Source organism: Haloferax sulfurifontis ATCC BAA-897, from assembly GCF_000337835.1.
Taxonomy (GTDB): Archaea; Halobacteriota; Halobacteria; order Halobacteriales; family Haloferacaceae; genus Haloferax; species Haloferax denitrificans.
In genome coordinates, this window is the sequence record NZ_AOLM01000016.1 from 1 (window position 1) to 19,574 (window position 19,574).

Annotated in this window: 16 protein-coding genes; 9 read left to right on the plus strand and 7 right to left on the minus strand. The window is 67.5% G+C overall.

Going from position 1 to position 19,574, the window contains the following annotated elements; all coding sequences use genetic code 11:
• Both C441_RS08000 and C441_RS08005 read right to left on the minus strand, forming a co-directional pair.
• The coding region (locus tag C441_RS08000; protein WP_007274653.1) for an oxidoreductase at window positions 1-872 on the minus strand (872 nt) is incomplete at its 3' end.
• A gap of 108 nt (window positions 873-980) precedes the next feature.
• Entirely contained in the window at window positions 981-2,579 is a 1,599-nt protein-coding gene (locus C441_RS08005) for a DNA-directed DNA polymerase II small subunit (protein ID WP_007274654.1), read from the minus strand.
• 144 nt (window positions 2,580-2,723) lie between these two features.
• Here C441_RS08005 and C441_RS08010 point away from each other — a divergent pair, with 144 nt between their 5' ends.
• Window positions 2,724-3,524 carry a S26 family signal peptidase gene (locus C441_RS08010; protein ID WP_049920510.1) on the plus strand — a complete coding sequence of 267 codons (801 nt, stop codon included), beginning with the start codon at window positions 2,724-2,726 and terminating at the stop codon, window positions 3,522-3,524.
• A 54-nt stretch (window positions 3,525-3,578) separates the two neighbouring features.
• Here C441_RS08010 and C441_RS08015 read toward each other — a convergent pair whose 3' ends face one another.
• On the minus strand, window positions 3,579-5,285 hold the full coding sequence (locus C441_RS08015) for a Cdc6/Cdc18 family protein (protein ID WP_004968741.1): 1,707 nt from the start codon (window positions 5,283-5,285) through the stop codon (window positions 3,579-3,581).
• A gap of 1,481 nt (window positions 5,286-6,766) precedes the next feature.
• Between C441_RS08015 and C441_RS08020 the strand changes: the two genes are divergently transcribed.
• The 4 genes from C441_RS08020 to C441_RS08035 all read left to right on the plus strand — a co-directional run bounded on the left by C441_RS08020 (window position 6,767) and on the right by C441_RS08035 (window position 11,777).
• Window positions 6,767-7,408, plus strand: coding sequence for an Era-like GTP-binding protein (locus C441_RS08020; protein WP_004968740.1), 642 nt, complete (start codon window positions 6,767-6,769; stop codon window positions 7,406-7,408).
• A 6-nt stretch (window positions 7,409-7,414) separates the two neighbouring features.
• Window positions 7,415-7,807, plus strand: a complete 393-nt coding sequence (locus tag C441_RS08025) for a DUF2073 domain-containing protein (protein WP_049917862.1) — start codon at window positions 7,415-7,417, stop codon at window positions 7,805-7,807.
• 48 nt (window positions 7,808-7,855) lie between these two features.
• Complete coding sequence (locus C441_RS08030; RefSeq protein WP_083874906.1) at window positions 7,856-8,866, plus strand: OapC/ArvC family zinc-ribbon domain-containing protein; 1,011 nt, start codon at window positions 7,856-7,858, stop codon at window positions 8,864-8,866.
• Window positions 8,867-9,212: 346 nt separating this feature from the next.
• Window positions 9,213-11,777 (plus strand): DEAD/DEAH box helicase, encoded by a 2,565-nt coding sequence (locus C441_RS08035; RefSeq protein WP_007274658.1) that lies wholly within the window; start codon window positions 9,213-9,215, stop codon window positions 11,775-11,777.
• Between the two features lie 24 nt (window positions 11,778-11,801).
• Here C441_RS08035 and C441_RS08040 read toward each other — a convergent pair whose 3' ends face one another.
• On the minus strand, window positions 11,802-12,191 hold the full coding sequence (locus tag C441_RS08040; protein ID WP_004968735.1) for a universal stress protein: 390 nt from the start codon (window positions 12,189-12,191) through the stop codon (window positions 11,802-11,804).
• Between the two features lie 82 nt (window positions 12,192-12,273).
• Window positions 12,274-12,963 carry an Sjogren's syndrome/scleroderma autoantigen 1 family protein gene (locus C441_RS08045; RefSeq protein WP_007274659.1) on the minus strand — a complete coding sequence of 230 codons (690 nt, stop codon included), beginning with the start codon at window positions 12,961-12,963 and terminating at the stop codon, window positions 12,274-12,276.
• A 206-nt stretch (window positions 12,964-13,169) separates the two neighbouring features.
• Between C441_RS08045 and mdh the strand changes: the two genes are divergently transcribed.
• Window positions 13,170-14,084: a malate dehydrogenase gene (gene mdh, locus C441_RS08050; RefSeq protein WP_007274660.1), complete on the plus strand. Its 915-nt coding sequence runs from the start codon at window positions 13,170-13,172 to the stop codon at window positions 14,082-14,084.
• 130 nt (window positions 14,085-14,214) lie between these two features.
• Window positions 14,215-15,141, plus strand: coding sequence for a CPBP family intramembrane glutamic endopeptidase (locus C441_RS08055; RefSeq protein WP_007274661.1), 927 nt, complete (start codon window positions 14,215-14,217; stop codon window positions 15,139-15,141).
• Window positions 15,142-15,161: 20 nt separating this feature from the next.
• Here C441_RS08055 and C441_RS08060 read toward each other — a convergent pair whose 3' ends face one another.
• A complete protein-coding gene (locus C441_RS08060; RefSeq protein ID WP_007274662.1) occupies window positions 15,162-16,901 on the minus strand; it encodes an excinuclease ABC subunit C in 1,740 nt (579 codons plus the stop codon).
• Window positions 16,902-17,033: 132 nt separating this feature from the next.
• On the opposite strand from C441_RS08060, the gene C441_RS08065 reads away from it, so the two are divergent.
• On the plus strand, window positions 17,034-18,557 hold the full coding sequence (locus tag C441_RS08065; RefSeq protein ID WP_007274663.1) for a methyl-accepting chemotaxis protein: 1,524 nt from the start codon (window positions 17,034-17,036) through the stop codon (window positions 18,555-18,557).
• Window positions 18,558-18,574: 17 nt separating this feature from the next.
• On the opposite strand, the gene C441_RS08070 is transcribed toward C441_RS08065, so the two are convergent.
• The gene (locus tag C441_RS08070; protein WP_007274664.1) at window positions 18,575-19,111 is read right to left on the minus strand and encodes a VIT1/CCC1 transporter family protein; all 537 of its coding nucleotides are present in this window, start codon (window positions 19,109-19,111) and stop codon (window positions 18,575-18,577) included.
• Window positions 19,112-19,216: 105 nt separating this feature from the next.
• On the opposite strand from C441_RS08070, the gene C441_RS08075 reads away from it, so the two are divergent.
• Window positions 19,217-19,492, plus strand: a complete 276-nt coding sequence (locus C441_RS08075) for a hypothetical protein (RefSeq protein ID WP_007274665.1) — start codon at window positions 19,217-19,219, stop codon at window positions 19,490-19,492.
• Window positions 19,493-19,574: the final 82 nt, after the last annotated feature.

Consider the following 19,574-nt stretch of genomic DNA (forward strand, 5'->3'; position numbering starts at 1 on the left):
GCGGCCTCCGCGAGCGACGGGCCGCCCGCCCCGAAGGTCGGGCTCGTCGCGTCGGTCTCGGTCGCGTGGACGTAGTCGGCTCCGGCGGCCGACAGCGCCTCGAAGAAGACCGCGGCCGCCTCTTCGCCCTCGGGCCACTCGTAGTCGCCGTCGGTCACTTTCTCCTGCGAGACGCGGACGCCGACGACGAACTCCTCGGGGACCGCGTCGGCGACCGCCGAAAGGACCTCGGCCGGGAATTTGACTCGGGACTCGGGACCGCCACCGTACTCGTCGTCGCGCCGGTTCGCGTCGGCCGCGAGGAACTCGTTGAGCAGGTAGCCGTTCGCGCCGTGGAGTTCCACGCCGTCGAAGCCGGCTTCGACCGCGTTCCGCGCCGCCCGAACGAATCCTTCGCGGACGGTTTCGAGGTCGGTCTCGTCGGCCGCCTTCGGGACCGCGAACTCCCCGCTCCCGCCGTAGGCTTCGGCCTTCTGGCCGTCGGGCTGGACCGCGGAGGGCGCGAGCGTCCGGTCGCCATCGAGGTGGGTGTTCCCCTGCGACTGCGCCCCGGCGTGCATCAACTGCGCGAAAATCGGCGTGTCGACCTCGTGGACGGCGTCCGTGACGTTCGTCCACGCCTCGACGTGGTCGCCGGTGACGAGCCCCGGCTGGTTCAGGTAACCCTGACTGTACGCGTCGTCCGTGTAGACGCCCTCGGTGACGAGAAAGCCGAAGCCGCCGTCGGCGAACTTCCGGTAGTAGTGGGCCATCTCGTTGGTCGCCAGCCCCTCGTCGGTGGCGCTGATGCGCGTCATCGGAGCCAACCCGACTCGGTTGGAAAGCGACAGGTCGTTCAGGCTCGTCGCGTCGAACAGCGCGTCGTCGGTCATCACCGACTCTGTGCGCGTCGCCCATAAAAAGCGACGGCGGAATGGTCCCGGTCGCCGCACATCCGGCGTGCTAACGGGGCGCATTCGAGTCTGAGACGGGCCGCCGCCTCAGGAGAACTTCCGAACCGTCATGTTCAGCGTGTCGAGGTCGACGATGGGCGCGTAACCGGCGTCGGGGTCGATGTTGACGGACTTCTGGAAGTCGGTCTGGGCCTGCCAGCAACCGGAGTTGACCGCGAGGACGTTGTGGTACTTGCCCCAGCCGAGCTTGTGGACGTGGCCGGTGTGGAAGATATCGGGGACGTCCTCCATGACGAGATAGTCGAGTTCCTCCGGCGCGAGGCGGGTGTGACCCCCGAACTGCGGCGCGACGTGGCGCTTTTTCAGGAGTTGGTACATCGCCTTGTGCGGCTCGTCGTAGCTCGCCTTGTCCGCCGGCAGTTCGGCGATGACCTCGTCGAGCGAGACGCCGTGGTACATGAGCACGTTGACGCCTTCGAGCGTGACCATCGAGGGGTTGCTCGTGATGCGGGCGTCGTGGGCCGACATGATGTCGCGGAGTTCGTCGTCGAAGCCGGGTTGGGGCTCCGCGAGTCGGACCGCGTCGTGGTTGCCCGGAATCATCACGATGTCGAGGTCGCCGGGCACCGATTTGAGGTGCTCGGAGAACGCCTCGTACTGCTCGTAGATGTCGATGACGTCGAGTTCCTCGTCCTGATTCGGGTAGACGCCGACGCCCTCGACCATGTCGCCGGCGATGAGGAGATACTCGATGCGCTCTGCCTCCTCGGTGTGGAGCCAGTCGGCGAAGCGGTTCCACGCGCCGGCCATGAACTCCTGACTGCCGACGTGTACGTCCGAGATGAGCGCCGCCTGCACGTCCCTGTCGGCGGTGTTGGGGCGGTGGCTCCGCGGCACGTCGGGGAAGTGCATCGAGTCCACGAAGAGGATGCCCGCGTCGCCCGACAGCGTCCCCTGCACCGCGATGCACTCGTCCATGAGGAGTTCGTCGACGTAGCCCGCGATGTCCTTGTCCTTCATCACGAGACAGGGGAACGTCCCCGTCGTGTCTTCGAGGTCGATAATCCAGTGACCGCTCTTCGTGGACCGAACGTCGTCGACGAGGCCGATGAGTTCCGCGTCCTCGCCGCCGGACATGTTCGAGATGGCCTTCGCGGGACGGTGGTTGACGCGCCCGCGGAGCATCTTCGAGAGCTTCTCGTAGCGGTCGCGGAACACCTTCACGAAGTCGTCGTACTCGCCGGTCCCCGTCGACTGCCCGGTCATGTCGTTGGCGATTTCGAGGGAGCGAAGCGCCGGGTCGACGTTCCGACCGCCCGAGCTCACCTTCGCTTCGGCTGGAGTCGATTGAGAGGTGTGAGCCGCGTTGTCGTGCGATGTTGCATCAGAAACAGAGGGGTCTGACGCGGCGGTGTGGGACGCGGCGGCGTCGGATGCGGCGGCGTCCGCGGCGGTCGGAACCGTCGGTTCGGTTCCCGGCGGGTCCGCGGCGGGGGCGGAGGCGAGCACCTCGCGGACGTGGTCGGCGGTGATGCGAAGCGCGTCGTCCGGGGCGGCTTCGACGACGCGGGCGAGGGTTCGGCCGGGGTCGTCGGAGCCGGCGATGAGTGTCACGGCCTCGCGTTCGGCGTTGTAGCCGCGACCGACGAGCGCCCGGACGATGCGCGCCGGCGTCTCCAGTGGCACACCCGGAGTGTGCGACACGCGGCAAAAAGGATGCCGAAACCCAGAACGTTGAAACCCGGTCCGGGTAAACTGGGAGTGATGAGTGACGACGACGGCCGCCCCCCCTCCCCCGACCCGCGGCTCGGTCCCGCCTCCGACGAAGGCGTGCTAACTCGGCTTCGGACGGCAGAGGAGGGGCCGCTTCTGTTCGTCCGCGAAATCCTGACGAGCGCGCTCGCCGTGTTGGCCGTCGGGTTGCTCCTGTTCGCGGTGAGCGGCGTGTGGCCGCCGATGGTCGCCGTCGAAAGCGGGAGCATGGAACCGCACATGTACAAAGGCGACCTCGTGTTCATCACGGGGCCGGAGCGATACGCCCCCGACTCGGCGGTCGAGGGGACCGCCGTCGTCACGGCCGAGACAGGTGCCGAAGTCGACTACCGGAAGTTCGGCGGGCCCGGAAGCGTCATCGTCTACGACGACCCCGGCGCCCGCGGCCCCCCGATTATCCACCGGGCGATGCTCTGGGTCGAGGACGGCGAGAACTGGTACGACAGGGCGAACCCCGAGTACATGGCCGCCGACAACTGCCGGGAACTCGCCAACTGCCCCGCCGAGTACAGCGGCTTCATCACGAAAGGCGACAACAACCCGCGGTACGACCAGGTGAGCGGCATCGCCGACCCGGTCCGCCCCGAGTGGGTCCAAGGCGTCGCGCGAATCCGCATCCCGCTTCTCGGGTGGGTTCGACTGACGCTCGCCAACTCGATGGCGACGACGACGCCGGTCGCGCCGGCCCCTGTCGAACTCGTCGACGTGACGACGATGGAGACGGCGGCTCCCGACGTGTCGACGACGAACGCGGCGGGAGGCGACGCGCCGGCGACGACGGCACCGCTTCAGGTCGAGCCGCCGGAGCTATCGGAACCATCGGCGACATCGGCGCGAGCCGACGCGCTCGCGGCGTGACGCGGGAAAAGTAACAGAGTCGGCGTCGGACTTCGCGGACTTCGTTTTTCAGTCTCAGTTGTCGAACCGCGCCTGCACGAACGGCTGTGCGCTCTCGATGTCGCCGAGACGGGAGTCCGTCAGCAAAACGGCCTCGGTCTCGTCGATGGGGACAGAAAGGCTGATTTCCTTGGTTCGGCCGTAGCGACCCTTCGAGACGACGACGGCGTTGACGATGCCGAGCATGTCGAGTTCCGAGATGAGGTCGGTGACGCGGCGCTGGGTCAGCACGTCGGCGTCGATCTCCTCGCAGAGGCGCTTGTAGATGTTGAACACCTCGCCGGTGTTGATGTTGCGAACGCCGTTTTTCTCCAGGAGGATGATGGCGAAGAGGACGATTTTCGACTGCGTGGGCAGGGTGCGGACGACCTCGACAACGCGGTCGAGTTCGATTTTGTCCTGCGCCTGTCGGACGTGGGCCTCCTCGACGGTGTCGGCCTGCCCGCGCTCCGCGAGTTCGCCGGCCGTGCGGAGCAGGTCGAGCGCGCGCCGGGCGTCGCCGTGTTCCTGCGCGGCGAACGCGGCGCACAGCGGAATCACGTCGTCGGTGAGCGCGCCGGGCTTGAACGCCACGTCGGCGCGGTGCTGGAGGATGTCGCGGAGCTGGTTGGCGTCGTACGGCGGGAAGACGATTTCCTCCTCGCCGAGGCTCGACTTGACACGGGGGTCGAGGAAGTCGGTGAACTTCAGGTCGTTCGAGATGCCCATGATGGAGATGCGGGAGTTGTCGAGTTCGGAGTTCATCCGCGAGAGGTTGTAGAGCGTGTCGTCGCCCGACTTCTCGACCAGTTTGTCGATTTCGTCGAGCATGATGACGACCACCCGCTCCTTGTAGTCGACGGCGTCGAAGAACGTCGTGTAGACGCGGTCGGTCGGCCACCCGGTCATCGGCACCGTCTCCATCTCGTCGGCGTCGTCGTCGAGTTCCGCCGCGCGCTCGTCGATTTCGGCGATGGAGTCGTACGGCGTGTCCGCGAGAGCGTTGGGGTCTTCGGTCGCCCGCGTGCGCATCTCGTCGAGGCGCTCCTGTTCGGCCTCGATGCGCTCGACGTTCTTCTCGATGAACTTGTTGGCGAGCTGGGCGAGCACGCGGTACTGCGTGTCGGTCACCTCGCAGTTGATGTACTCGACCTCGCAGGGCACGTCGTACTTCTGGGAGGTGGATTCGAGCTCCTGACTGACGAACTTCGCGCTCGCGGTCTTGCCGGTCCCGGTCTTCCCGTAGATGAGGATGTTCGACGGCGTCTCCCCGCGCAGGGCGGAGACGAGAATCGTCGCCATCTGGTTTATCTGGTCGGTCCGGTGGGGGAGTTCGTGCGGGGTGTACGACGGGCGGAGGACCTCCTTGTTCTCGAAAATCGGCTCGCCGGCGAGGAGGTCGTCGAACAGCCCTTTCGACCCCTCGTCGTCGTTGAGCACGACCTTGTCGAGGCCGACGTCGGGGTCTTTGTGCTGGTCGAGGTCCCCGTCGGGCGCGTCGGCGTCGGGGCCGATGCTCGCCTGAATGTCGATGTCTTCGGGGGACACGTCCTCGTCGTCCTCGGGGGAGACGCTCTCTTCGGAGGATACGTCGTCCGCGGCGGAAGAGCCGTCGGCAGGCGCGTCGCCGTCGGACGCGTCGGTACTCGGTGCGCCGGGGTCGGCGTCCGCGACGATGTCGTCCGACCTGCTGTCCCCGGCTCCCTCTCGTGTGCCGCCTCTCGGATTCTCTTCCTCGTCCATCGTGAATACCCCTTTGTTTCAAGTGGAATTGTCGCCCCAAATCGGCGCATAGGGTGTGTGAAGCCGGAGATAGTCGGCATTTTCACATCACGCCGAAGAAGGCGATTCCAGATGATGCAAAGGAACCAAACGAACAGTCGGTACAAAAATCTTACTTCTCCGACTCGTCTGCCGTCGTTCGACCAGAACTCGGGGGGTCGGGACCGTTTCAACACGAACAGTCGCGATATCGTCGGAGGCGACGGCTGTAGTAAGTGGGCGCTCGTCGGTCGACCGAGAAGCGAATAGACGAACGCTCAGTTGCGGAGTCGCCGAGCGACCGGACGAAGAAGACATGTGGGCGAGGTTGGTCATCGAATCGAGAACCTTCTCGAACCACGGCGAGTCGAACGAGACGAACGAAAGACGCACTAGGTCGAACGAACCACGGCGAGTCGGACGAAGACGCGCCGAGTCGCACCAAGTCGAGACGGGTCGGGCCGTCAGAGTTGTACTCGGCTCTGACGACCGACGGTTCCGAGTCGAGTCTGCGGTTCACGCGAACCGACAATCGGAGGCAGTTAGAGTGGAACTCAGCGTGTGGGTGGCGTCCGACGAGAAAAATCGGTGGGCCGAACCCCCCTGTTTCGAGTGGAGACGGCGAAAACACGCTTTTCGAAAAATCGGGAGATAGAACGGTTCTCGTCGCTGTCTAACCCCTCGGTTTCCTGTGCAATTAAGTGGTGGTTCTCCAGTTCGACGGGAAACGCCTGGGTGTCGATAGCCCCACACCCCTTCGTTTCAGGTGGAGCCGTGAACAGGTGGGTGGGGGGTCTCGTTGGTCTTTGTATAGCGGTGGTTTTATTACGCATATTCGCCAACCAAACCCGTAGTGAAGGAAAAGTAGATATTATTACATCCTTTCTATATTCAATTAACACTCGACCGCCGTCTAGCGGTCTCCCCCCACCCACCCCTTCGGCCCGTTCCACCCGAAACGAAGGGGTGGGGGTGTCACCCGACGACTGTTTCGAACCCGACTGCTTAGCGCCCCGACCGTTTCGCGTCCGTGGGAACAACCCACTCCGTCTCGACGCGACTGCTGACGTGATGTCGGGCCGTGTCGAACCCGGTTCAGTGGTATCGGACCGTTCTCCGAGTTTCACGAGCACCGACCGGCACTGCGTGAGAGCCACCGCTCGGCAGGCGTTCGAGATTCGCACGCGTACGCTCGAAGTAACAGTTATTCGGGCGACGACCGCGGAGTCGGCCCAACTCGGTTTCGTCTCGTCTCGTCCGTTCGATACGCCATGACCGGTCGTTGACAGGCCGAATATTCTCGCTCGACGCCGGCTCACCGAGTCGGCCACCGACTTTGCCGGCCCTTTCTGTCGTCTTGTCTCCCACGTGACTGGTGTCTGACGTAGTGCTTAAGTGAGTCCGGTTGGGTGATACCTCCATACGCCCTCCACGACGCGTTCGGGAGGTGCGGGAGGCCCAGGATGGGACTGCTCACAGATTTAAGAGACAGCATCTCACGAGTCGTCGACCGGCTCTTTTCGGAGAGCGAGCCGAAGCGGATCGGTATATATGGCCCGCCCAACGCCGGGAAGACGACTCTCGCAAACCGTATCGCCCGTGACTGGACCGGTGACGCCATCGGTCCCGAGAGCCACATCCCTCACGAGACTCGCCGCGCCAGGCGGAAGGAGAACGTCGAAATCGAGCGGAACGGCAAGAAAGTCACCATCGATATCGTCGACACGCCGGGTGTCACGACGAAAGTCGATTACAAGGAGTTCCTCGAACACGACATGGAGAAGGACGACGCCGTCCGCCGGTCCCGCGAGGCGACCGAGGGCGTCGCCGAGGCCATGCACTGGCTCCGCGAGGACGTCGACGGCGTCATCTACGTGCTCGACAGTACGAAAGACCCGATTTCGCAGGTCAACACGATGCTCATCGGCATCATCGAGAGCCAGGACCTGCCCGTGCTCATCTTCGCGAACAAGATCGACCTCGAAGAGGCGAACGTCGAGCGCATCGCGAACGCGTACCCCCAGCACGAAACAGTCGAGTTGTCAGCGCTCGAAGGGGAGAACATGGACGAAGTGTACGCCAAAATCGCGGAGTACTTCGCGTGATTCACCATGCCTGAAGCAACCGCCTCCGACAACGGCACCGACGGGGTCCAGATAGACCTCTTCAGCGGGAATCGGATGGCAAACCTCACGAGCATGGAGAAGATTCGGCTCATCCTCGACGGCGTCCGCGACGGCAACATCGTCATCCTCGAAGAGGGCCTCTCGCCCGACGAGGAGTCGAAGCTCATCGAGGTCACGATGGCCGAGATAAGCCCCGACGAGTTCAACGGTATCGAAATCGAGACGTATCCGCGCTCGCAGACCGCAGACCAGAGCTTCCTCGACCGGCTCATGGGCCGACAGTCGACCCAGAAGCTCACGGTCATCGGTCCGGCGAACCAGATTCAGACGCTCCACAAGGACGAGAACCTCATCAGCGCGCTCGTCTCCCGAAAATAGGGGGTCCCACGAACGCCCTCACGCGCCATCCGGCGCTACCATCCACCAATGCCACATCAATGCACCACGTGCGGTAAGGTGTTCCCCGACGGCTCGAAGGAGATGCTTTCGGGGTGCCCGAACTGCGGCGGCAACAAGTTTCAGTTCAAGCCCGCGTCGAGCGGGAGCGCTCCCGCGAGCGCAAGCGGTGACACGCCGTCGGCGGGCGGCGCCGGAACGCGGGACCTGGCCTCCTCGGCGGCCGACGCCGTCCGAGACCGCGCACAGCAACAGTCCCATCCCGACTCGACCGACGAGGAGTCGATGACCGTCAGCGACTGGGCGAACGCGAACGCCGACGCCCCACAGCGAACCGAGACCGGCGACGCCGCGGGTTCGACCCGAAGCGAGCCGTCGCCGACCGAGGCGACCGGGTCGAGCGACGCGGGTGACGCGGCCGACACGGGGAGCGGACCCGAACCCGACCCCCGCGGGTGGGGTGAGTGGCCGTCAGCGCCCGGCGAGTCGCCGGGGGCAGACCCCCAAGAGCCACCGGCGTCGCGGAACGAACCCCGAGGCGAGCCCGCGGCGGGTCAGTCCGATGGTTCGCCGAGTTCGGCATCGCCCCCGAATCGAGACCCCGGTACAATCAACGCGCGCGAGACGGACGAGGACAACTCCCAGAAGAGCGCCCGGAGCGACATCGTCACGCCGGAAGAACTCGCCGCGGCCGATGCGAACCGGCGCGGTTCGGCGGCGGAGACGCCGTCGGAAGCGCCTTCCGACCCCGACGTGTCTCCTGCCCCCGACGCGGCGGCCGGCCAGCCCGCGGGCGCCGCGCCCACGGACGCCGACGGCACGGTCATCGAGCCGTCGTCCGACGAGCGACCCGACCTCGACCAGCTTCGCGAGGAGCTCAACGACCAGTTCGAGAGCATCAAAATCGTCAATCCGGGTCAGTACGAGCTCAACCTCATGGAGCTGTACGACCGAAGCGAGTACATCATCTCGCTCCGCGAGGACGGCCGGTACGTCATCGAAGTCCCGGACTCGTGGGGTCCCGGCAACAGCGAGGACTGACCGCGTCTCCCGCGGCGGACCGGCGCTCGACCCCACTGTTTCCGGTGGAGCGACGGTCTCCCGGTCTCGTTCGTACGAGTCCATCCGTCGAATCGGCACAACCGTTATATACGATAGTTGAGAGTATATCTCCTTGGGGAAGCGCTATGTCCAATCCGCACAACGAGAAGGTCGCCGAGTGGGCGTCGCTCCTCGGAGCGTCGCTCCCGACCGCGCGACCAGACGACCCCGACCTCGATACCGCCGACAGCGCTGGGTAACGACCGCCGCGGTCGCTTCCGGCGGACTCCTTTAGTTTCACCCTGCTCTGCGAACCCTTATCGGCGAGGGCGAGCAATCGTCACCGATGTCGGCCTCTGAGGACGTTGCGTACGTGGACCACCCGCTACTCGCGCCGTCGTTCATCGAGCGGCGGCTCTATCAGATTCGCCTCGCCGGTACCGCGCGCAACGGCCACACGCTGGTCTGTCTCCCCACCGGCCTCGGGAAGACGACCGTCAGCCTGCTCGTCACAGCCCAGCGGCTCTACGACGTGGGTGGGAAGTCGCTGTTTCTCGCGCCGACGAAGCCGCTCGTCCAACAGCACGCCGACTTCTACCGCGAGGCGCTGACCGTTCCGGACGACGAAATCGTCGTCTTCACCGGCGACGTGCGGCCCGACGACCGGGCCGCCCTCTGGCAGGACGCCCAAATCGTCATCGCCACGCCGCAGGTCATCGAAAACGACCTCATCGGCAACCGCATCTCGCTTCGGGACGTGACGCACCTCACCTTCGACGAGTGCCACCGCGCGAGCGGCGACTACGCCTACGTCTACATCGCCGAGCGCTACCACGCCGACGCCGAGAACCCGCTCGTCACGGGGATGAGCGCCTCGCCCGGCGGCGACGAGGAAGCCATCCTCGAAGTCTGTGAGAACCTCGGTATCGTCGACGTGGAGGTGATGACCGAGGAGGACGCCGACGTGTCGGAGTACACCCACGACACCGACGTGGAGTGGAACCGCATCCAGCTCCCCGACGAGATCCTGGAGATACGCGACGCCCTCAACGAGGTCATCACCGACCGGCTGGAGAAGCTCAAGCAGTTGGGCGTCACCAAGTCGACGAAGCCCGATATCTCCCAGAAGAAGCTCAACCGGATGCGCGCGGAGCTCCAGCGGCTGATGAACGCCGACAAGTCGGAGGGCTACAAGGGGATGTCCACGCACGCGGAGGTGATGAAGCTCCGCCGGGCGGTCGAACTCGTCGAGACCCAGTCGGTCGAGTCGGTCCGGCGGTACTTCGAGCGCCAGCGCAACGCCGCCCGGTCGTCGGGCGCGTCGAAGGCGAGCCAGCGACTCGTCGCCGAACCGAAGGTCCGCGAGGCGATGCAGAAAGCCGAGTCGTTCGACGGCCTCCACCCGAAGTTCAGGAAGACGCGCATCCTCCTCGCCGAGACGCTCGGCATCCAGGACGGCGAGCGCGTCATCGTCTTCACCGAGTCCCGCGACACGGCCGAGGCGCTCACGGAGTTCCTCTCGGAGAGCTTCTCGGTCCGGCGGTTCGTCGGACAGGGCGACCGCGAGGGCTCCGACGGGATGACGCAGAACGAACAGCAGGAGACCCTCGACAAGTTCCGAAGCGGCGAGTTCGAGGTGCTCGTCTCGACGTCCGTCGCGGAGGAGGGCCTCGACGTGCCCGAGGTCGACCTCGTGCTCTTTTTCGAACCCGTGCCGACGGCCATCCGGTCCATCCAGCGGAAGGGCCGGACCGGCCGGCAGGCCGACGGCCGCGTGGTCGTCCTCCTCGCCGAGGACACCCGCGACGAGGCGTACTTCTGGATATCGCGCCGCCGCGAGAAGACGATGCAAAACGAGCTTCGAGACCTCAAGGGCGCGGCCGACGACCTCGAAGCGGAACTCGACCCCTCACAGCGCGACCTCTCGGCGTTCGCCGGAGACGACGGCGGTTCCGCCGGTAACACGGGGAGTTCCACCGGAAACGAGGGGGTTGACGCCGCGAGCGAGGGCGGTGCGAACGAGGTGTCGGCCGCCGGGTCGTCCGCCTCGAACGGAGAGACCGCGGCCGCCGCCGCAACCGACTCCGACGGGCAGTCCGGACTCGCCGACTTCGGTCCCTCGGACGAGGAGTTGGCGCGGGCGGACGACGGCGACGGGGGCGATGAGGGCAACGACCGCGACGACAGCGACGGCGATTCCCCCGAGCGCGACGAGGCGGACGACCCGGCCGCCGTCGCCGCGGCGGGAACCGACGACGAGGAGACCGTCGAAATCGTCGTCGACCAGCGCGAACTCGACTCCAACATCGCCCGCACCCTCTCGAAGCGCGAGGACCTGACGACCCGACTGGAGACGCTCGCGGTCGGCGACTACGTCCTCTCGGACCGCGTCGCGGTCGAGCGAAAGAGCGTCTCGGACTTCCTCGACACGCTCACGGGCGGCGACCGGTCGATATTCGAGCAGGTCGCGGACCTCACGCGCCACTACGCCCGGCCGCTTCTCGTCATCGAGGGGCGCGGCCTCTACGAGGAGCGCAACATCCACCCCGGCGCGATTCGCGGGGCGCTGTCGTCGGTCGCGGTCGACTTCAACGTGAGCGTGCTGTTCACCGAGGACGAAGACGACACCGCGGAGATGCTGGCGACCATCGCCACCCGCGAGCAGACGGACCGCGAGCGTACCGTGAGCGTCCACGGCGGCAAGAGCGCGAAGACGCTCGACGAACAACAGGAGTACGTCGTCTCCGCCATCGCCGACATCGGCCCGGTCACGGCGCGGACCCTGCTCGAAGCGTTCGGGAGCGTCGAGGCGGTCATGACCGCAAACGAGGACGACCTCAGAGAGGTCCGCGGCGTCGGCCAGGTCACCGCCGAGCGAATCCGCGAGGTCGTCGGCTCGGAGTACCGCTGAGCCGCGTTCACCGCCCGGAGCGCGTCAGGGAACGATGGTCACCGGAACGGCCTCGGCCCGAAGCACCGTCTCGGCGGCGCTCCCGAAGACGGTTCGCTCGACGATGCCGTCCTCGTGGTGGCCCATGACGACGTGGTCGAAGCCGCCGCGCTCGACGGTGTCGAGAATCTCCTCGCCGACGCGGTCGGCGGTCCACACGTCGACCGTGAGGGTCGAGAGTTCCGGCTCGCCGCCGACATCGCTCGCTTCGAGCCTGCCGCGCGCGTCGTCGAGGATGGCCTCCGTCGCGTCGGTCTGGTTGTTCGTGTAGTGGACGACGTGGAGGCTCCCGCCCATCCCGACGACCATCTCGATGGCGAAGTCGAGCGCGCGTTTGCTGGCGTCGGTACCGTCGATGGGGATGAGTACGTCCATACGAAACAGAGGGTCCGCGGGGCGGTAAGTTCTACCGCCGGGAGCGACGGCCGACGCGAGGACGCGACGACGCGTCGGTCGGTTATCGGTCGAGCGCCGAGATGGCCTCGGCGGCCTCGCGCGCGGCGGTCAGGAACTCCGTCGCCCGCCGGGGGTCGTCGGTCGCCTCGGCGCGCTCGGCGGCCCACGTCAGCGTCCGCACGAGCGACTCGCGCGCGGCGGTCACGTCGCCGGCGACCTCGCGGGGCGCGCGTCGCTCGGTCGTCCCCTGCTCGCCCGCGGTTCGGGACTGTGTCGCCGACGGGACCCGCCCGTTCGAGCCGGCAGTGTCGCGGCGCGCCTCGTCGGCGACGCGGTTTCCTCCGGCCTGCTCGGGCTGTCGGGCTCCGGCCTGCGGTCGCTCAGTTCCCGCTGTTTCGGCATTGGGGGTCGCAGAACCGGCCGCCGCATCGACGCTCTCTGCGGACGCGGTCGCCCCGCCGGACGCGGCCTCGCCCTCGTTGGCGTCGGCTTCGACGGCCGCCTCGGCGGCCCGCTCCGCGTCTTGGTCGGCGTTCGCCGCGGCCTGTCCCTCGGCCTGACAGGTTGGACAGAACACCTGCCCCTCGTAGCGGAACAGCGGGTCGCCGCAGTTGTCGCAGTGCTTGTTCGTCATCGTCGCGCCCTTGAGGAGCAACTCGCTCATCCGCTGGGTCGACCGGCGCTTCGTCTCGTCTCGCTCGTACTTCTCGCGAAGTCGCTGGCGCTCTGCTTCCTTGTCGAAGTCGCTCATGTGGGTGTGGACGCGACGTGCGTCGAAAAACCCCACGGCGTCGCTCGGTCGGTTTCGTCACCGACGGTCTCACCGGCTCTCGCCACCGACGGTACCCCGCCGCAGTCGCCCGAAGTTCGACGACTGACGTACGCAGAATCGACAGACCGCGCGACGGTGCCCGTTCCGAAACGTTTACTCGGAATCCACAGCGTCGTTAATGTGGCATGACGAAAGTTAGCGTGATTGGTGCGGCCGGCACGGTCGGTGCCGCGGCTGGGTACAACCTCGCGCTTCGCGATGTCTGCGACGAACTCGTGTTCGTTGACATCCCGAAGATGGAAGACAAGACGGTCGGACAGGCGGCGGACACGAACCACGGCATCGCCTACGACTCCAACACGGTCGTGACGCAGGGCGGCTACGAGGACACCGCCGGCTCCGACGTGGTCGTCATCACGGCGGGCATCCCGCGCCAGCCGGGACAGACCCGTATCGACCTCGCGGGCGACAACGCCCCCATCATGGACGACATCGGCTCCTCGCTCGCGGAGCACAACGACGACTTCGTCTCCATCACCACGTCGAACCCCGTCGACCTGCTCAACCGCCACCTCTACGAGACGGGCGACCGCGACCGCCACAAAGTCATCGGCTTCGGCGGCCGCCTCGACTCCGCCCGCTTCCGCTACGTGCTGAGCCAGCGCTTCGACGTGCCCGTCAAGAACGTCGACGCGACCATCCTCGGCGAGCACGGCGACGCGCAGGTGCCGGTCTTCTCGAAGGTCCGCGTCGACGGCAACGACCCCTCCTTCTCCGCCGACGAGAAAGAGGAGATTCTCGGCGACCTCCAGGAGTCCGCCATGGACGTCATCGAGCGCAAGGGCGCGACCCAGTGGGGCCCGGCGACCGGCGTCGCCCACATGGTCGAGGCCGTCCTGCACGACACCGGCGAAGTGCTCCCCGGCTCGCTCGTCCTCGACGGCGAGTTCGGCTACGAGGACACCGCCTTCGGCGTCCCCGTCAAGCTCGGCTCGAACGGCATCGAGGAGGTCGTCGAGTGGGACCTCGACGACTACGAGGCCGACCTCATGGACGACGCGGCCGAGAAGCTCCGCGACCAGTACAACAAAATCGCGTAACTCGGTCCGGTTCTCGACATACCGTCCGGCTCTCGACACACCGACTTTTTGCGGTTCCGCGTCTCCTCCCGCTGACATCCGTGTCTCCCCGGCGTCAACCGTTATCTCGTCGCCGGTCGATAGTTCTCGTATGTCTACAGTTGGGGACGGCCGGACGGACCCGGACGCGGGCGCCGAGTCGTTCGAGTCTCGTCGCGTCTTCGTCTTCCTCCTCGTCGCCTTCGGACTCGCGGGCGCGACCGCGCTCGCCGTGTCTCTCACCGGCGGCCTGACGAACTCACCGCCGGTCGCGTTCGGACTCCCGCTGTGGCTCGTGCTCGTCAGCACGTGCTACATGTTCTCGCCGTCGGTCGCGAACGTCGTCACCCGGCTCGTCACCGGCGAGGGATGGACCGACCTACGGATTCGCCCCGCGCTCCGGTCGAACCTCGGCACCCACCTCCTCGCGTGGCTCGTCCCCGGTCTGTTCATCGCCGTCGGCGCGGCGCTGTTTTTCGCGCTCTTTCCGGCGTATTTCGACCCCGACGCGACGGCGCTCCGCGGGGTGCTCCCGCCGGGCGCGTCACTCGAACTCGTCTTGGTCGCACAGGTCGCACAGGGGCTCGTCCTCGGTGCGACGGTGAACACCGCCTTCGCCTTCGGCGAGGAGTTCGGCTGGCGGGCGTACCTCCTGCAGAAGCTCCTGCCGCTCGGTCCCCGCCGGGCGGTCCTCCTCTTGGGCGTCGTCTGGGGCGCGTGGCACTGGCCGCTCATCGCGCTCGGCTACAACTACGGCTTCGGCTACCCCGGCGCGCCGTGGACGGGATTTCTGGCGATGGTCTGGATGACGACGGCGGTCGGTGTCTTCCTCGCGTGGGTCGCGCTCCGCGCCGACTCGGTGTGGCCCGCGGCGCTCGGTCACGGGATGTTCAACGCCTTCGCGGGCCTCGGAACTCTCTTTGCGACGGCCGGCGCGCCGTCGTTACTCGGCCCGACTGCCGTCGGCGCAGTCGCCGTCGTTCCGTGGGCGGTCGTCGCCGCGGTGCTCGTGGTTCGCTCGCCGGCGTTCGAGGCGTAAGCCCCGTCACAGCCGCCGCTTCAGAGCCGCCGTTTCAACTCCGCGGCCGTCTTCTCGCCGACGCCGGGCACGTCCGTCAGGTCCTCGACCGACGCCTCGCGCACCCCCTCGACGCTCCCGAACCGCGTCAGCAACGCCCGTCGCGTCTTCGGACCTACCCCGGGCACGTCGTCGAGGACGGTCTTCACCTCGTCGCGGAGCGTCTGGTGGTACTGGACGGCGAAGCGGTGGGCCTCGTCGCGGACGCGCTGGAGGACGTGCAGGTGCGGCGCGTCGTCCGGCCAGTCGAACGTCCGGTCGGGCGTGACGACCAGTTCGCGGTCCTTGGCGATGCCGACGGCGGGCACGTCCCAGCCGGTCTCCTCGAGGGCGTCGAGCGCGGCGTTCAACTGCCCTTTGCCGCCGTCGATGAGGAGCAAATCGGGGTCCGGGCGGTCGTCGCGGCCCTCCAGCGCGCGGGTCGCCCGCCAGCGGACGAGTTCGCGCATGTTCGCGTAGTCGTCGTTGCGCTCGGGGAGTCGCCGCCGGCGGTAGTCCGCGGTCTCGGCGCTCCCCTCGACGAAGCAGACGTCGCTTCCGACGACGGCCTTGCCCTGCGCGTGGCTCACGTCGAAGCCCTCGATGCGGGCGACGCGGCGCACGTCGAGGTCGAGTTCGTGGGCGAGCGTGGCGAGGCCGTCGTCGCGGCCGGCGCGCCGGCGGGCGTTCTTCAGCGCGAGTTCGACCAGTTTCGCCTCGCGGCCCGCGCCGGGGACGCGGACGCCCACGCCCTCGGCTTCGAGCCACGCCACCACGTCCTCGTCGTCGGGGCGCTCCGAGAGGACGACCGCGTCGGGGAGGTCGCGCTCGGCGTAGAACTGCGCGAGGAACGCCGAGAGGACGGCCGCCGTGCGGTCTTCGCCCTCGGGCGCGTCGAGGTGGTGACGGGTCCGGTCGACTAACTGGCCGCGTTCGGCGTGGAGTCGGGCGACGGTCGCCGAGTCGCCGCGGAGCGAGACGCCGAGCACGTCGATGGCGCGCTCGTCGGACTGCGACGAGACGGCGTCTTCGCCCGCGCCGTGGAACGACTCGACGGCCTCCAGTCGGTCGCGGAGATTGGCGGCGCGCTCGAACTCCGCGTCCTGCGCGGCGGCTTCCATCTCCCGGCGGAGCGGGTCGGCGAGGACGCCCGTCTCGCCCTCGAAGAAGCGGACCGCCGACTCGACGTCCCCGCGGTAGTCGCGCTCCGCGATTTCGCCGGTACAGGGGGCCGTACACAGGTCCATCTCGTAGTCGAGACACGGCCGCGAGCGGTTCGCGTACTTGTGGTCCGAACAGCCGCGGAGACCGTAGGTCTCTCGAACCGCCTTCACGACCGTCTCGACGCGGCCCTTGTCGGTGTACGGCCCGAAGACGGTCGCCGAGTCCTCGGGGTCGCGCGTGACCTCGATGCGCGGGACCGCGTGGGCCGTCAGCTGGACCAGCGGGTAGGACTTGTCGTCTTTCAGGCGGACGTTGTAGCGCGGCTGGTGGCGCTTGATGAGGTTGGCTTCGAGGAGGAGCGCCTGCGTCTCAGTGTCGGTAACGGCGAAGTCGATGTGCTCCGCGCGGGCGACCATCCGGGAGATGCGTTCCGAGCGGGGGTCCGCGTACGAGCGAACCCGCGCGCGGATGTCGACCGCCTTCCCGACGTAGAGCACCGCGTCGCCGGCGACGAACTGGTACACGCCGGGGTCTTCCGGAAGTGCGCTGGCTCGTTCGCTGACCGCGGCAGGGTCCATCTGGGGTGGCTTACCGCGCGAGAGGCTTGAGGCTGACGCGTCGGGCGCGTCGCCGCCCTGGTGTCTTCTAATTATCTGTTTTGATAAAATACTCGAAAGATACTCCTGTGATGCTCTGAAACGTGGCCTCTAATGTCACTTGGTATACTCTCTCGCGTCCGCTCGTGGTTCGGCGGGCAGGCTCCGGTACCGGACGGCGGAATCGTCGCCGGCTCCGCCGCCGACGCGCCCGACCTGAACGTCGACGACGACGTGCTCCTCGACGGCGTCGGGCTTCCGGCGTTCGTCCTCGACGAACAGGGCCGCATCGCGGCGTGGAACTCGGGCGTCGAGTCGCTGACCGGCACGTCCGCGGACGCCGCGCTCGGCCGCCGCGACCTCGGTGAGACCTTCTACGGCAACGCCGCGGCCCGCGTGCTCGCGGGGCAGGTCCTCGACAGCCCCCGCGACGCCGCGTCGCTCGACGGCGTGGAACTCGACGACCCGGACCGCCTGCTCTACGCCGCAGAAGAGACGTTCACGGACGCGAGCGGCGACGACTGCCACGCCCGGCACACCGCGATGCCGCTCTACGAGGGCGACGAGCTCGTCGGCGTCCTCCAGACCGTCCGCAACCGGACGGCGGAGGTCGAGCGCCACCGCGAGGTCGCCGCGCTCGTCTCCGAGGTCGAGTCGACGCTGACCCAACTGAGCCGGGGCAACCTCGACGCGCGGGCGACGATAGCGGAGCGCGGCACGGTCGACGACCAACTGTATCTCGTCGTCGACGCGGTCAACGAGACGGCGCGGAACCTCTCGACGCTGGCGTCGAACGTCGAAGACGAGACGGAGACGGCGACCGCGGCGGTCACGCGGGCGGCGTCGGCGGCCGACGCCATCGTCGAGAACGTCGAGGAACAGCGCGACCTCCTCGACGAGGGCGCGACCCAGATGCAACAGTTCAGCGCGACGATGGAGGAAGTCGCCGCGACCGCAGACGAGGTCGACACGGCGGCCTCGGAGGCGCGGGAAGCGACCGCCGCGGGCCGCGAGGCCAACAGCGAGGCGCGAGAGGCGACCGAGAGCGTCGTCACGATGGGCGACGAACTCGTCGAGCGCGTGACCGAACTCGGCGGCCGCATGGACGACATCGAGGCGGTCGTGGAGGTCATCTCCGAGGTGGCCGAACAGACGAACCTGCTCGCGCTCAACGCGAACATCGAGGCCGCCCGCGCCGGCGAGGACGGCGACGGGTTCGCCGTCGTCGCGGAGGAGGTCAAGTCGCTCGCCGACGAGACGCGCCAGCACACCGAGGACATCACCACGCAGATAGAGGACATCCAGTCGCAGACCGACGAGGCGGTCCACGCGGCGACGGAGTCCAACGACCGCATCGAGCACGCGGACGACCGCATCTCCGAGATGTTGGCGGCCTTCGAGGAGATCGCCTCCTCCATCGACACCGCCGCGGACGGCGTCGCGGAGGTCTCCCGCGCGACCGACGAGCAGGCCGAGGCCGTCGAGGAACTGACCGCGACCATCGAGGACGTGCGCGACCGGACCGTCGAGACCGAGGGCGCGGTCGACAGCATCGTCACCGCGACCGACGAGAGCACCCAGGCGCTGTCGTCGCTCGCAACCGAGGTCGAGGAACTGACCGGGAGCCGGTCTGCCTGACGTGGACGGGGGTCCGCTCAGGCGACGCCGGCGAGGAGGTTCCCGACCACGTAGGCGACCGTGGCGGCCGCCATTCCGACGACGAACATCTCGACGCCGTTAGCGAGCCACGAGCGGTTCGTCACGAGGCTCCGACTCGCGCCGACGGCGAAGAACGCCGCGGCGGTGACGGCGATAGAGACGGGAAACAGCGGCTCGACCCGGAACACGTACGGAAAAAGCGGCGCCCACCCGGCGACGATGAAGGCGGCGAACGTCGTGGCGGCGGTCCTGACGGGCGTCTTCCCGTCGGTCCGGGCGTGGCCGTCGCCGCGAGCGTCGTGGTAGTCCTCCTCCGAGCGCTCGGCGAGGTAGTTGCTCATCCCCATCGAGAAGCCGTCGGCGAACAGGTTGGCGAACCCGAGGACGATGACGATGCCCGGGCTCAAAGACGCGCCCGCGACGCCGGCGACGACGGCGAACGTCGTGACGATGCCGTCGTTCGCGCCGTAGATGAGTTCGGGCAAGTATCGGCCCGACGACTCCACGTCGTCGCCGAGCAACGTCTCCAACATGGCGGAACCCTACGCTTGCGGAGTGAATAAACGGCGGGGGCGTCGCGGCACGCTCCGTGGTTCGATGCCGGCACGCGTAAGGGAACCCCGGCCGAACCACGGCCCATGAGCGACGACGACACGACGCGGCTCTGGTTGGTCGAGCGGTCCTACGACGACCGGGACCTCATCATCCTCATCTACGCGACGCCCGACGGCGAGTACGAACTCCGGAAGGAGCTCGCCGCGGCCGTGATGCACCAGCGCCGGATGACCGTGACCGCCGCCATCGACGCGCCGACCGAGAACCTCGAACCCGTGGCCGACGACGACCTGCGCGAGCGGTACGCGACGGAGGCGACGAAGATGGCCGACTCCCACGAGCCCGACGACGAGGTCTGAGCCGACGAGGGGTCCGAGCCGCCCGACGGCGGCGAGGTGAGCGTCCGGCGACCGCCGATTTCGACCCGGAATGTTATCGCCC

Bases quoted from the DNA above. Each gene is read 5' to 3' on its own strand.
- C441_RS08025 (WP_049917862.1), top strand. From the start codon at position 7,415: ATGCCTGAAGCAACCGCCTCCGACAACGGCACCGACGGGGTCCAGATA.
- C441_RS08015 (WP_004968741.1), bottom strand. From the start codon at position 5,285: ATGGACGAGGAAGAGAATCCGAGAGGCGGCACACGAGAGGGAGCCGGG.
- C441_RS08020 (WP_004968740.1), top strand. From the start codon at position 6,767: ATGGGACTGCTCACAGATTTAAGAGACAGCATCTCACGAGTCGTCGAC.
- C441_RS08065 (WP_007274663.1), top strand. From the start codon at position 17,034: ATGTCACTTGGTATACTCTCTCGCGTCCGCTCGTGGTTCGGCGGGCAG.
- C441_RS08060 (WP_007274662.1), bottom strand. From the start codon at position 16,901: ATGGACCCTGCCGCGGTCAGCGAACGAGCCAGCGCACTTCCGGAAGAC.
- C441_RS08075 (WP_007274665.1), top strand. From the start codon at position 19,217: ATGAGCGACGACGACACGACGCGGCTCTGGTTGGTCGAGCGGTCCTAC.
- C441_RS08035 (WP_007274658.1), top strand. From the start codon at position 9,213: ATGTCGGCCTCTGAGGACGTTGCGTACGTGGACCACCCGCTACTCGCG.
- mdh (WP_007274660.1), top strand. From the start codon at position 13,170: ATGACGAAAGTTAGCGTGATTGGTGCGGCCGGCACGGTCGGTGCCGCG.
- C441_RS08040 (WP_004968735.1), bottom strand. From the start codon at position 12,191: ATGGACGTACTCATCCCCATCGACGGTACCGACGCCAGCAAACGCGCG.
- C441_RS08045 (WP_007274659.1), bottom strand. From the start codon at position 12,963: ATGAGCGACTTCGACAAGGAAGCAGAGCGCCAGCGACTTCGCGAGAAG.
- C441_RS08055 (WP_007274661.1), top strand. From the start codon at position 14,215: ATGTCTACAGTTGGGGACGGCCGGACGGACCCGGACGCGGGCGCCGAG.
- C441_RS08070 (WP_007274664.1), bottom strand. From the start codon at position 19,111: ATGTTGGAGACGTTGCTCGGCGACGACGTGGAGTCGTCGGGCCGATAC.
- C441_RS08030 (WP_083874906.1), top strand. From the start codon at position 7,856: ATGCCACATCAATGCACCACGTGCGGTAAGGTGTTCCCCGACGGCTCG.